Origin of the sequence: uncultured Oscillibacter sp. (genome assembly GCF_910584465.1) — a bacterium.
Lineage (GTDB): Bacteria > Bacillota > Clostridia > Oscillospirales > Oscillospiraceae > Oscillibacter.
Map to the genome: position 1 here is coordinate 1 of NZ_CAJUBK010000060.1, position 12,486 is coordinate 12,486.

10 protein-coding genes are annotated in these 12,486 nt (G+C 60.7%); all 10 read right to left on the bottom strand.

The annotated features are described in order from the left end of the window. Positions 1–76: 76 nt before the first annotated feature. From QZ332_RS11300 to QZ332_RS11345, 10 genes are read right to left on the bottom strand one after another with little or no spacing between them, the layout of a single operon-like run. On the bottom strand, positions 77–1,345 hold the full coding sequence (locus QZ332_RS11300; protein WP_295765440.1) for a radical SAM protein: 1,269 nt from the start codon (positions 1,343–1,345) through the stop codon (positions 77–79). Positions 1,346–1,348: 3 nt separating this feature from the next. After that, positions 1,349–2,584 (bottom strand): glycosyltransferase, encoded by a 1,236-nt coding sequence (locus QZ332_RS11305; protein WP_295765442.1) that lies wholly within the window; start codon positions 2,582–2,584, stop codon positions 1,349–1,351. Further along, the gene (locus QZ332_RS11310; protein ID WP_295765444.1) at positions 2,575–4,065 is read right to left on the bottom strand and encodes an aldo/keto reductase; all 1,491 of its coding nucleotides are present in this window, start codon (positions 4,063–4,065) and stop codon (positions 2,575–2,577) included. The genes QZ332_RS11305 and QZ332_RS11310 overlap by 10 nt, the downstream gene beginning before the upstream one ends. A gap of 48 nt (positions 4,066–4,113) precedes the next feature. Next, positions 4,114–5,454, bottom strand: a complete 1,341-nt coding sequence (locus tag QZ332_RS11315; RefSeq protein WP_295765446.1) for a polysaccharide pyruvyl transferase family protein — start codon at positions 5,452–5,454, stop codon at positions 4,114–4,116. Then, positions 5,451–6,326 (bottom strand): radical SAM protein, encoded by an 876-nt coding sequence (locus tag QZ332_RS11320; RefSeq protein ID WP_295765448.1) that lies wholly within the window; start codon positions 6,324–6,326, stop codon positions 5,451–5,453. The genes QZ332_RS11315 and QZ332_RS11320 overlap by 4 nt, the downstream gene beginning before the upstream one ends. A 14-nt stretch (positions 6,327–6,340) precedes the next feature. Then, positions 6,341–7,633 (bottom strand): radical SAM protein, encoded by a 1,293-nt coding sequence (locus QZ332_RS11325; protein WP_295765450.1) that lies wholly within the window; start codon positions 7,631–7,633, stop codon positions 6,341–6,343. Next, complete coding sequence (locus tag QZ332_RS11330) at positions 7,630–9,054, bottom strand: hypothetical protein (protein ID WP_295765452.1); 1,425 nt, start codon at positions 9,052–9,054, stop codon at positions 7,630–7,632. The genes QZ332_RS11325 and QZ332_RS11330 overlap by 4 nt, the downstream gene beginning before the upstream one ends. A 52-nt stretch (positions 9,055–9,106) precedes the next feature. Beyond that, a complete protein-coding gene (locus tag QZ332_RS11335; protein ID WP_295765453.1) occupies positions 9,107–10,528 on the bottom strand; it encodes a radical SAM protein in 1,422 nt (473 codons plus the stop codon). 2 nt (positions 10,529–10,530) lie between these two features. Continuing rightward, a complete protein-coding gene (locus QZ332_RS11340; RefSeq protein ID WP_295765454.1) occupies positions 10,531–11,334 on the bottom strand; it encodes a radical SAM protein in 804 nt (267 codons plus the stop codon). A gap of 21 nt (positions 11,335–11,355) precedes the next feature. Then, on the bottom strand, positions 11,356–12,339 hold the full coding sequence (locus QZ332_RS11345; protein WP_295765456.1) for an FkbM family methyltransferase: 984 nt from the start codon (positions 12,337–12,339) through the stop codon (positions 11,356–11,358). Positions 12,340–12,486 lie beyond the last annotated feature (147 nt).

A 12,486-nucleotide genomic window follows, 5' to 3' on the forward strand; every position in this document is an offset into this window, starting at 1 on the left:
TGTGCTCCGGAGCACATGGCACTTCGCATCTCGGCATCTCATCGCCTTGTCGCCGCCGCTCTTGGATACGCCCGGGTCAAAAAGAGGCGCGGTAAAGGTCGTGATAGCTCTCACTGTAGAGGGTATCCACGTTCGCCGTGAAAATGCCGTTCGCCGCCAGCTCATCCACCAGCAGCTTGAACATCTCCTGGGCATGCGCGGAGCCTGCGTATCGATCGTCCAGGAAACTGAAGACCGGGGTGACGAAATCCACAGGGAGCCCAGCGCACATCTTCGCGAACCCCTTGATGTCTTTCTCATTGTCATTGACATTCGGGACGAACAGATATTTGGGGTTCAGCGCCAGATAGGGGGCTTCCAGATACCGCTCTACGTTCCCCAGCATCTTCTCCCAGCGATCCACGCCCTTGATCTTGGCATAGGTCTCGGGCGTGCCCGCATCGAAGGACTTCCGGATGATGACCGGGATCTCCCCCGCCAGCTTGAACAGCTCCTCATCGAACACGGAGCAGTTGGAGAACACGTCCAGGAAATACTGCCGCTCCCGGCAGTGCTCATACAGTCCGAAGCGCTTCTCGTTCAAGGTGGGTTCGCCCACCGCGAAGAGGACGGAGAAGATGTCGTTCGACAAGCCGCGCCGCTCCAGCTCGATCAAGTACTCCTCCAAGGAGAACCGATCGTTGTATCCCTTCCAATCCGGGTGGTTCGCCGAGCAGTATTCGCATTTGTAGTTGCACCAGCCGCGGAACGAGAAATCGAAGGAATTGAGCTTCAGGGAGGAGTAGATGTAGGTATCATGATAGGTGAAACACTGCCGGCACCCCTCCGGGAGCGGGCTCTGCCCATCGATGATCTGCTTCCGGATGCGGTCCAGGTAGTCCAGCCCCTCCCGGGGATCGCAGTTTTTATTGTCGAACCTGGGCTTATACTCCTCGATACAGCAGCAGACGAAATGGCGGTCTTCGACGATCCAGTTCTGCGCCATCAGCGGGCAGGTCTTCCGCTTTTCCACCGGCTGGAAATTGAGGATCCGTTTTTCCGATACGCCCCGTTCGAAGATCAGGCTGCCGATCATCTCCGCGGAGTGATGCGGTGATACCACCAGGAATTCCGCGGTCTCGTCTCTCAGCACTTCATCGAAAGGATGGATCGTGAACTCCGGCATCGAATGCAGGCGCCGTCCCTGCTTCCGCACATCGTTGTCGCAGAAGCCGGAGGGGACGGCCCCGTATCCCGCTTTCAGCATCTTCGCGATGATCACGGTCTCCATCGCCGCCGGACACAAATAGACCTTCACGCCGCTTTTCAGCTTTTCCGCCGCCATTCGAAGATAGGTCTCCAGCATATGCTACTCTCCTTTCCCCTGCACTCCCAGCAGGGCTTGGACCGTCTCATCCAGCTTTTGGATCACTTGATCCAGCATCCGCTCCGCAGCCGGAGGACACGGCAGATCTTTCCCGTACCAGAGCCTCCGCTCCCGGACGGCCTTTTGGCCAAGGGCCGTATCCCGCAGACGCCGGCAGAATTCGATCCGCGTGTCATGACCGCGCAGGTTGTCGTACTTCCCGCTGTCCTGATAGAGCATGACTTCATCGAACTTCGGATGGGAGACCAGCCTGGACGCCGATCTGGCGAACTTCCTCTCATCCTGTGTCGGCAGCAGCGTCCGTGCGTAATAGTCGCCGAACCAGCCCACCAGCACCGCCTGCATATATTCGTACAGATCGTCCGTGACCTCACCGTGGGCCCGCAGGAACCGCATGATCGTCTCGTGGGTATCGTATACGGAGAACTTGTTCCTGCGGAACACGCGTCCCGCTTGGCGTCCGGCCGAGAACGCGTTCGTCAGGATCGTCGCGTTGCTGTCCTTGCGCCGCCGGTACTGATAGAACTTATGCGAGGTCCCGGACAGGATGCCGACCGCCCTGCTCCGTGACAGGTTGTCGATGGTGAACAGCGTATCCGGCAGGAACCGCCCAAAAAAATGACGTTCTGCATACTTCCAGTCATACGCCGGGCCGAACAGATCCGTGCGGTACAGCTTCCCCCACATCTCGTTGAAAAACGGCTTGTAGACAGGGAACCGGCGGGTAAGATCCTCCCCCCGGATCGCCAGGTCCTCTTGGACCTCCCGCCTGCTCAGGAGGACGGCCTCCGCGGCCCTCTCGTCCTCCTTCAGCATGATCTCCGTGCCGCAGGCCACGATGTCCAGATCCCGGCCCTCCGCCAGCGCCACGGCCCGTTCGAAGAAGTCGGGCCGGTACTCGTCGTCCGCGTCGAGGGAACACAGGTAACTGTCCGGGAAGCTCTTGGCCAGATGGTACAGCATGGGGATATACATGTCGAGGGAGTTCTCCCGCTTGTTCAGGACGATGAAACGGCTGTCCCGCGCCGCAGCGCTCTTTATGACGTCGAAGGACCAGTTCGGCGCCTCCACGGTGTTCTTGTTCCCGTTGGACAGCACGAAACACCGCCAGTCCCCATAAGTCTGGTCCTGCACGCTCCGCATCGCCGCCTCGATCGTGTGCTCACAGTCGAACGCCTGGATATAGCAGATGACCTTCTTCCCCATCTTCACCACCACCAGTCCACATCGCCCTCGCGGTAGAGCAGTTCCACATCGATGCCCTGCGTTCCCAGGTCCTTGATGCCTTCGTAGATCGCCTTACCGTGGAGGAAGGAGGTGACCAGGATGCAGTCCACCCCCAGGTCTGCCGCCTCCTCCTTGGGATGGACGATATGGCCGAACCTTTCTTTGCCATGGTGGTCGGCATTGGAATCGAAGAGGAAGACCTCGAAGGGCGGCGGACCGAACAGGTCCTCATAGATCTCCAGGATCTTCATCGTCCCGGCGCTGGCCGGCCAGAAGCCCACCTTCCGATAGCCTTTGCCGCCAAGCAGCTCCTCGAACCGCTTTTTCCTGGACGCCTTATCGTAGCAGGTCCGGCCCACCAGCTGATAGATCTCTTCCACCGAACGGATGATGTCCAGATGCTGGGTACATCTCCGCTCACATAGGCCGCAGTGGATGCAAGGGTCCTCGCTGCTCTCGAACCCGATGCCGAACTTCTCGTGGAGCGCCTTGAAAAACCCCTGTCCGGCCGCGGCCCGGGAGCTCCCGCCCTGCAGCAAGAAGACGTTCCGCGCGTTCATGATCTCCGGGACGGGGATCCCCTTCGGACAGGCCGCACAGTAGCGGCAATAGCTGCAAAACGTATGGCTGCCGGAAGTCCGCTCTTTGACGATCCGCAGCCGCTCCTGCCGCTCCTCCTCGCCGGCCCCGAGGTCCGCGGCAGAGAGGTACTCGTCCAGCTGCTCCTTGTCCGCCGCTCCCGCCAGGACGCACTTCACCGCCGGATGCGCCAGCAGCGCCCGGACGGCCGCCTGCACCACCGTCTCGTCCTCCCGCAGCTTCGCATACTCGAAGGCCGCCGCGTTCTCCGCGATCAATCCGCCGTACAGCGGGTTCATCACGAGGATGTCCACGTCCTTCTCATAGGCCCGGTCCAGCACCCGCTGCATATCCATGAGGTCGAGCAGGTTATAGGAGATCAGGACGAACTCGAACCGTCCGCTGTCGATCACCTCGATGATATCCCTGCTCTGCATGTGGACGCTGGCCCCGATATGCCGGATGCGTCCCTCCTCCTTCAGCCGGAGCGCGGCGTCATACAGGCTGTCCTTCCGGGTGGCCCAATGGAACTGCTCACTGCTCATCAGCGTCCAGAGCAGGAAGTGCGACGCTTTTTCAAGCCCCATCGCCGCCAGGATGGACACCGCCTCCTGGTAGTAGCCTTCGGCCGTCTCGTCCTCATCATAGGCGTTGACCTTCACCGTGACATGGAAGTCCTTATCCGTCCTCCGGAACGCCTCCTTCAGTACGGGATAGGCGTGGCCGCGGCTGTAATCCCTGCCTACGTCGATGTAATCGACCCCCCGGTCCAGGGCATACGTCACCAGGTCCACGGCTTTTTCAAAGTCGGCCTCATAGGTCTCCGGCGACGGGAAGGGGAACCGCGCGGTGCCCAGGCCGATGGGGAAGATGTTATCGAATGCGTGGGACATCTGATCTCACCTCACTTTAGAGATACCATCCATATCGTTCCAACGATGTCAAAGACAGTAGACATAAAAGATGAGCGCTTCGGGCATTTTCCAGAGATGTGCTTTGTCAAAGCCTCTCTCCTCGAACGACCGCTCCACGAACTCATTCGCTGTATAGGCAGATACCAAGCAATATGTATCATCATCGATCTGCATCTCATCCGGCGAGAGCACCTTTTTCCCAAAGTAGGTCCCTGTCTTATTGCTGTCGACAAAACCCAGGAACTCCGCCTGGGGATAAGACCGCTCGATGTAGTCTAATATCAGACACTCTCTCCGCTGAACGTATCGATCCGACAGGCCGAACAGATAGAATCTGAACCTTCCTGTTATCTTGGACAGGAAGAGGTCATCGATATAATGTGAGAAATAGATGTATTCCCGCTTGTTCCGTTCGAAGCCTTCCCCGAACTCCTCCCTGCTGGGCCGATAGAACCGCTCCAGTTCGTCGGATGCCTCCAGGATCTTCCTCTCGTTGGCTATGCGGGAGATCATCAGATCGATCATGCATCGCTTGGCATCCTCAAAATCTGCTGCATGCGGGTGCCAATCTATCTTATCCCAGTCCTCGTGCTTATAATAATGCACATTGGGGTTCAAGGCGGGGAGACGGGGATCGTATATCCAAGGTACCGCGCTCGGATGATCCTCGATCAGTACGACGGGGATCCCCATCGCGGCACACGGCGTCGCAACATGATAGCGCATCGTGATGACGAGAGAAGCCGTATCTCTCAATAGATCGTACCGCTCTTTGGACAGTTCATACTGTTCCAAGATCGGAATATGATGATCGATGATCTGCGAAAGGCTGATCGCCCGGTCCCTGATATCCGATGGGATATATCCCTCAGATCCGGGGGGGATATCTATGATGTAGACCTGATGATAGGACCCCTCCCGGCGCTTTGGATAAATATTGGTGATACAGCCATTGACATAGACGCTATATCCGATCTTCCTATACATTCCCGCCGAATCGAAATCACGGAAACCGATGGGTTGGATCATCTTATCGATCGTCGTCTTCCACAGCCTTTCCAGCCGCTCTTCACGGAAGTGATATAACCGCGAATACCCGATGCTCAGGGGGATGAAACGGAATCGATCCTCACATCCCAGAGCGACGACATGGTCGATGAACAACAGATAATGCAGATCCACCATCACACATGGCAGGATATAAGTGACTCCCTCCTCTATTTTCTCGCCCACGTCTTCGATGCTGAGGAAAACGATCTCTTCTTCGGCGATACCCATGTCCTTATAAAGATCGTAAAGGGCACGTGTCTGCGCATTATCACCGAGATTGTTCGTCCTGGCGAGCATGACGGCATATTTGATCCTCACTCGCCGCCCCCCTTGGACTCCAAGATCCGGAAGGGCAGCTCATCCAGGCTCTCCGCCTGGACGGCGGGCTTCAGGCGGGGGGTATCCTCCGCCAGGCATCTGCAGTAGCGGCAGCTCTCCAGGTACGGCAGACGGGACACGTCCGTATAGGTGTCCATCTTCTCCCGCTTGCGCTCCCAGGGCTCGGAGTCGTCGAACAAATCGATGCACTGGCCCTCGAACTCCGGGGCCTTGGCGTCCACGATGCCCCGGTCGTTCAGCTGGAACTGCATGTGGCAAGGCATCAGCAGCCCGTTGATGATGTTGCAGCAGTTCTTCAGCCGCTGGGCCTGGCCGCATTTGAGATAGGTCCGCTTCGCGTCCTCCACGTCCCGGAAGGGCTCCTCCGGCGCGATGAAATCCACCCAGCCGCCGAAGTGCCGGTGTTCGCTGTGCATGTCCCGCAGCTCGCAGTCGATCCCGTTCCGGCGCAGCTTGTCCACGTTCTCCTCCGCCCTGGGGGAGAGCTCCGGGCCATAGTCGTCCACGATGATGTGGATCTTCTCCCCGTAGGTCTTCCACACATCGATCAGGGCGTCCGAGATCGGGATGCTCCCGTTCGTGGCGGTCTTGAACATGTCCGCCTGGTCATAAAAATGCTCCCGGTTATAGGCCCAGATCTCCGGGAAGTCCTCCCGCAGCAGGGGCTCGCCGCCCATGTACTCGAAGATGTCGTAATCCCCCAGCAGGAAGGCCCGCCGGGCGGTCTCCTCGATGCGCTCCGTGGTGGGGTGGAAGGGCTTTTTGTAGTACGGCGCGCAGAGGATGCAGTTCTTGCACTTCAAATTACAGGCCAGCGTGACGATCACGATGGCGTGGGGATATCTCCTCATCGTCGGCGTCCTCCTTACTCCTCATAAAACGCGAGACTGTCCAGCGCCTTGGAAAGCATGGTGGAGCCGGACGTATAGGTCGTCTTGAGCCCCGCGGCCCGGATCTTCCGGCAGAGCGTGCGGACGAGCTCGAGATCCTCCTCCGCGGTATTGCCGTCGTCCGCGTAGTCCCACTGCAGCCCGCAGTACCGGACGCCGAACCGCCCGCAGAGCTCAACGAAGCCGTCGAAGTCCCGTTCGTTGTCGTTGATCCCTTTCACGATCGAATACTTGGGCACGATGGACGCGCCGCCGAAGGCGTCGCTCCTCCGATACCGCTCCACGTTCTCCAGGACGCGCCCGAAGCCGCCCTTCTTCCGCTTGATCTTCTCCCAGGTCTCCTCCGTCCCCGCGTCCAGGGACCAGAACGCCTTCGCCGCCCCCTTGGCCAGCAGGGGCTCCAGGCCCGGGCGGTAGGCATAGCAGCACGAGAAGAGGTGGACCGCCTCGAACGCGTCCAGGTTTTCCTGACACACGACCAGCGACGCATCCATATCCTCGTCCACGGTCTTCTCGGTGGGGCACAGGTGCAGCACCAGCGCGTCGCTGATGGCATCAGACTGCAGCAGCATGGACAGCCACTGGTGGAAGGCGATCTTCCGGGGCGCGCGGTCCATGCCGAACTCCTGCAAAAAGCAGTAGACGCAGGCCAGCTCGCAGCGGTCCGTGTTGTAGTCCCCGATCAGCCGGATCTTCGGCTCCGCCGCGTGATACCCCCGCTTGAACTGCGGGCAGGAGGCGCGGCAGTCGGAACCGTCCGCCTGCACGAAAGCGTGATGGTCGCGCAGATCGGCGAACCGGCGCTCGAACGCGTCCACCGTCAATCCGTCGAACTGGATGCTGTTGTGGTTCTTATCGTAATTGAAGCCGGTCTCATAGCAGATACTGCAGCCGGAATTGGCGATCCCGATGGAGCTCTCCGCGATCAAACAGCCCTCCCGCTTTTCCACCGGGACATAGTTGATGATGTGGTCCGGCGGGACGCCGTCCTCCAGCAGACTGCCGATGATGGTATACTGGTACGTGTTGCCCTGGATGTAATAGTACAGGTCCGGGAAGGCGGCCTTGGCCTCGGCATAGGGCAGGACGGGCACGCCCAGCAGGGCGGTCCCCTTTTTCCGCGGGTCGTTGTCGATGACGACGGCGGGCCGGACGCCATAGAACTTATCCAGATACAGGATGTTGGTATCGCTGAACAGGCCGTCGCAGTAAAGGGCCACGTCCCTGCCCTCTTCGATCAGCCCGGCGGCTATCCTCCGATGTTTCATTCAGTCCCTCCTTGTCCGATGGATTGCTCCAGGATGCTGTTCATGCTCAGCGCCTTCGTGACGGCGGCGGAGTCGTTCTTGTACGTGATCTGCAGACCTTCGCGGACGAGTTTGCGGTAACAATCCCGGATGAACGCCAGATCCTGCTCATCCGCTTCCACGTTATAGTCGAAGCTCAAAGAGACGAACCGCAGCCCCAGACCTTTGACCACCCGCAGATACGCGTCGAATTCATCGGGATCGTCGTTGATCCCCTTGACGATGAGATACTTCGCGACGATGAACCTTCCCCCAAAGACGTCCTCTTCGATATACCGCCGGACGTTATCGACCGCTTTATCGAACGCGTCGATCTGCTTGATCTTCCGGTAAGTCTCCCGGGTCCCGGCATCCAGGGACCAGATCACATAGACCTTCCCCTGGCGGAGCAAACCTGCCAGCTCCTCCTCGTAGACGAGGAGGCAGGAATTGATCTTGTAGACCAGCGGCGTCGATCCGGCTTCCTCCAAGACCTTGAGGGCCGTCCCGACCTTCCGGCCGTGTTCGCGCTCCGATACGTCGATCGCGCAGGTGAGATCGTCGTCCACCCTGCCCAGCGCCAGGACCGAAGCCGCGAACTTCGAGAAGTCCTCCAGCGGCCTGAGCGAAACGGGCTTGGACCTTTTGGCGCCGCCCTCCACACAGCAGTAGACGCAGTGCGACAGGCAGTCCGCGCAGGTCTCCTGGTAGAACGCCACGGACTTATAATGCCTTGGATATCCGCGGCTGACGATGTACTGCTCCTTGTTCATCACGCAGTCCCGGCAGCACTCGATCTCTCCGCGCTCGAACTCCTCGAAGGACCGGTCCAGGATCTGCCCGACGTCCTCGTAACGGCCGTCCCCGCACGGGAACCGTGTGGACGCCGTCTGCGGCTTGAACGAATCCTTGTTGCAGTGAGCGATCGAATGGGGCCCATCCTCCCGTCCCTGCACCAGCAGGAGGCGGTTGTAAAAATACAAGCAGGTCCGCCTCCTCTCCACCGGCACGTAGTTCACGATGTCCTCCGGCCGGACGCCCTCCTCCAGCAGATCACCGATGATCGTATACTTGAAATCATCGGAGCAGATGAAATACTGGAGGCGGCCGAACCGCTCCCGCGCGTCCGCGAAGGGCATGACCGGGACGCCGAACTCCGCCGTCCCCCGCTTCCGCTCATCGTTGTCGATGATGACGGCGGGCAAGACGCCGTAGAACTCCTCCAGGCAGCAGAGCATATGGGAGGCCAGTATGCCGTAGCAATACAGCGCCACCGGCTCGCCGCTTTCGATCTTACCGGCCAGGAGCGCCTTGACGTCCCTCGTCTGCAGTGTGTCTTCCTGGGGAGCATCTCCCCAGGAACGGCCCCCAGCGGGGGCCGTCGCGGTCTTCCGCTCTTCCATCCTTACGTCCTCCTCTCGTGCTCCGCCGCGCCGGCGGGGCCCTGCTCTCTCTTCACGCCCCTTCCAGGGAGCGGATCTCACGGCAGAGCCGCTTCGCCACCGCGGCGTCCCCGCTTTTCCAAAACGCGTCGGGCAGTGCGGCCTGCATCCCCTCCCGCTCCAGCAGGGCCATGAACCTGGCCGCCGCGTAGAGCGCCTCGCGGACGTGCATCCTGTCCCCGTCCCTGGACAGGCCGAACTCCATGCTCAATATCAGTTCCTTGAGGCCCAGGCTCTCCATGAGGGCGATCGTCCCCTCATAGTCCGCCTGGGAATCGTTCCAGCCGGGCAAGACGATGTATTTCAGCTTCACCGTCCCATACTGCGCGTACTTCTTGAGGTTCTCCCGGACGACGTCGAATCGGTTGAAGCCCTTCACCTTGATATAGGTCTCGGGCGTCCCCGCGTCCAGGTCGCACTGCAGGTAAGAGGCTTTGCCCAGAGACAGGATATCGGCGATCGCCTGGTCGTAAAGGAAGCAGTTCGAGAAAAGCTCCAGCCGCAGCTCCGGTGACCAGGCCAGCGCACGCTTGGCCGCCTCATAGATCTCCTCTTTATAGGGGTTGATGGTGATCTCTCCCCCCGCGAATTGGACGATGCTCCGCTTATCCAGCACCCCTTCCCGCTGGAACCGCTCCAAGGCGTAAAGGATCGCGGCATAACGCTCCTCCACCGACGCGCCGGTCTTCCTGCGGGGGACCGTACACGCGTCGCAGCAGTACACGCAGTCCGCATTGCAGAAGGCATGGTCGCTGACGACGAACTCCTTGATCGTCCAGCCGTCCTCCTCAGGCTCCTGCGTCAAGAAGCTGCAGCCCCTGCAGTAAAGCGGCACCCGGCCCCGCTTCGACTCCTCCATGTAATACGCACGCTTCTCCAGGAAGCGGTCGATGCTCTCTTCGAGCGGCTGCCCGTCCAGGAACCACTCGCATAAGAACGCGTCGACGACGCCCGTCTTGCAGCATTTCGACAACGCGGCCGGGAAAAACTGGAGATACCCGTCCAGCTGCCTGCAATGGCTCTCCTCAGACGGCGCCGTCAGCCATGTCCAGGCGTTCAGATCGAAGATCCTGTCCCCGGCATACCCCAGCTCCATCAGATCCCGCCGGACCTGCCGGTAGACCGGCCGGTCCGCGATCGTCACGATCACGATGACGTCCGTCCCATAGGTGTCCAGCGCCGCCTGCTTGGAGAGGATGGGGATCTGCCTGCCGGCGAAGGCCACGCTCCCTTTTTTGTTCGCATCGATCACGCCGGCAAGATCGATGCCGCAGGCCGCCATATACGGCGCCACGCTCTGGAACGCGCCGCCGCAGCCATAGCACAGCACGGGACCGTGTGTCAGGAGGTCCTCCGTCCTCAATATAGTCTCATGGGGAGGAGCTCCCCATGAACGGCCCCCAGCGGGGGCCGCCGCGGTCTTCCGCTCCTCCATCCCTACGTCCTCCTCTCCTGCTCCGCCGCACCGAACCGCTCGGCCGAGTCCCCGCTCTTCCAGGTGCAGTAGTGGCAGGATTTCCGGGGATAGTCATAGAACCGCCGGATGAGCGCCCGCTTCTCCTCCAGGCTGGAGCCGTCGTGGAGGTCCACATAGTCCCCCCGGTTGGGCACGCACACGCCCAGCTCCGACAAGAACAAGGAGTTGGAACAGCGGTGCAGCTTCCCCCGGAAGACGTGCATGTTCTCCAGCCGCACCTGGGCGCAGCGGGCGGCCTGTTCCGTCACATAGTCGTCCGGCTCCAGCAGGTCCCGGCAGGGCGTGTTGTCGATCCAGCCGCCGAAATGCTGGCTCTCCGGATCGCCGTAGTAGCGTTTGAGGACGTACTCGATCCCGTTCTCCTCGCAGATCCTCACGAAGGCGTCCTTCGCCTTGGACAGCCCGCCATAGTCGCTGATCATCACCTTCAGCTTCCCCCCGTAGGACAGCAGGCTCTCCAGTTCCCGGTCCGTGGGCAGGAGCGTAGCGTTGGTCTCGACGATCAGCCGGTCGAACTGGGCGGAGTACTTCCCGCAGTATCCGAACACCTCGTCCAGGTGCTTGTGGGTGAAGATCTCGCCGCCCACGAACTGGAGCCACTCGATGTGGCCGAAGAGGGCGAACAGCGCGTCGATGTCCGCCTCGAGCTCCTCCACAGTGGCACAGGGCGGATGCTCGAAGGCGGGCATATGGTTGGAACAGAGCCTGCACCGCAGCGTGCAGACGAAGGTGGGCACGATGGACATCCGTTTCGTTTTCAGCATATCGGCTAAGCTCCTTATCGATCAGACCGCGTACAGCACGGTCTCCGTGTGGGTGATGGAATAATGCCGCAGGTACAGCTTATAATCCGGGCGGCAGTCCAGGATGAACTCCGGGATCTCCCATATATCCTCCGGCTTGTGGTAGACGCAGACGGCCAGCTTGGGCCGCTGCTCCCGGACGATCCGCTCCGCGCCCCGCAGGGCCGCCAGCTCGGAGCCCTCGATGTCCATCTTGATAAACGTCACCGGCCGGTCCCCCAGCAGACCGTCCAGCCTCCGCACCTCGATCCGGGTGTCCCCATGCTCGGACACGCTGGCGCTGCCGGCATCTGCCGCGCTGCTGTCGAAGTACAGCGTCCCGTCCCGGTCATAGGCCCCATAGGGGAACAGCTCCGCCTGGGGATAGCCCTGCAGCCGTCCCTCCGTCACCTCGAACTGCTTGGGGTTCGGCTCCAGGACATAGGCGCGGCTCCCCTCGAAGCGGTCCAGGAAGTACCGCGTGGTCTCCCCGTCCAGGGCCCCTACGTCCACGAAATGCTCGTCCCGCAGGTCGAGCTGCGGCAGATCGAAATACTGCAGGCCGAAATACCCGAACACGTACCGCAGTCCATAGCGGTCCAGCTCCGCCGCGATCTCCCGACGGAGCGCTTCCTTCCCCACGGTGACGACGATCAGGTACTCTTTGCAGTCGGGCAAGCTCAGGAAGTCTCCTAATGAGATGACAGGGAGCCCTTCGAAGGTACCGGTCTTGTACTTATCGATCACGAAGGACGCGTCCCGGCCATACCGGACGAGCCAGCCGCCCCCCGCGCCCGCGCCATAATAGCAGACCTTCGAAGCGCCCAGCGCTCCGCCGGCGGGAGAGCTCTCACAGACCAGCTTCGCGATCTCCTCCCTCTCTCCCAGCAGCGAGTAGAGCAGCCGGTGCCGGTAGATCCTCTTGGACGTCTCGTCCCCCAGCGCGTCATAGATCCTCCGCAGTCCCTCCGGTCTTGGCAGCGTCATGGCACATACCTCTCCATCCATCCCTTTTCAAACTCCAAGATCTCGGGAGCGCTGAGGAAGTCCTCCCGGTGGGTCCGGAGCTCCTGCTTCAAGGCCGCGAGCTGCCTGTCACAGCCCGGGATGCGCAGGCGGGAGATCTTCTCCACC

Coding starts and splice junctions, on each gene's coding strand:
- QZ332_RS11300 (WP_295765440.1), bottom strand. CDS start 1,345: ATGCTGGAGACCTATCTTCGAATGGCGGCGGAAAAGCTGAAAAGCGGC.
- QZ332_RS11310 (WP_295765444.1), bottom strand. CDS start 4,065: ATGTCCCACGCATTCGATAACATCTTCCCCATCGGCCTGGGCACCGCG.
- QZ332_RS11320 (WP_295765448.1), bottom strand. CDS start 6,326: ATGAGGAGATATCCCCACGCCATCGTGATCGTCACGCTGGCCTGTAAT.
- QZ332_RS11325 (WP_295765450.1), bottom strand. CDS start 7,633: ATGAAACATCGGAGGATAGCCGCCGGGCTGATCGAAGAGGGCAGGGAC.
- QZ332_RS11330 (WP_295765452.1), bottom strand. CDS start 9,054: ATGGAAGAGCGGAAGACCGCGACGGCCCCCGCTGGGGGCCGTTCCTGG.
- QZ332_RS11335 (WP_295765453.1), bottom strand. CDS start 10,528: ATGGAGGAGCGGAAGACCGCGGCGGCCCCCGCTGGGGGCCGTTCATGG.
- QZ332_RS11340 (WP_295765454.1), bottom strand. CDS start 11,334: ATGCTGAAAACGAAACGGATGTCCATCGTGCCCACCTTCGTCTGCACG.
- QZ332_RS11345 (WP_295765456.1), bottom strand. CDS start 12,339: ATGACGCTGCCAAGACCGGAGGGACTGCGGAGGATCTATGACGCGCTG.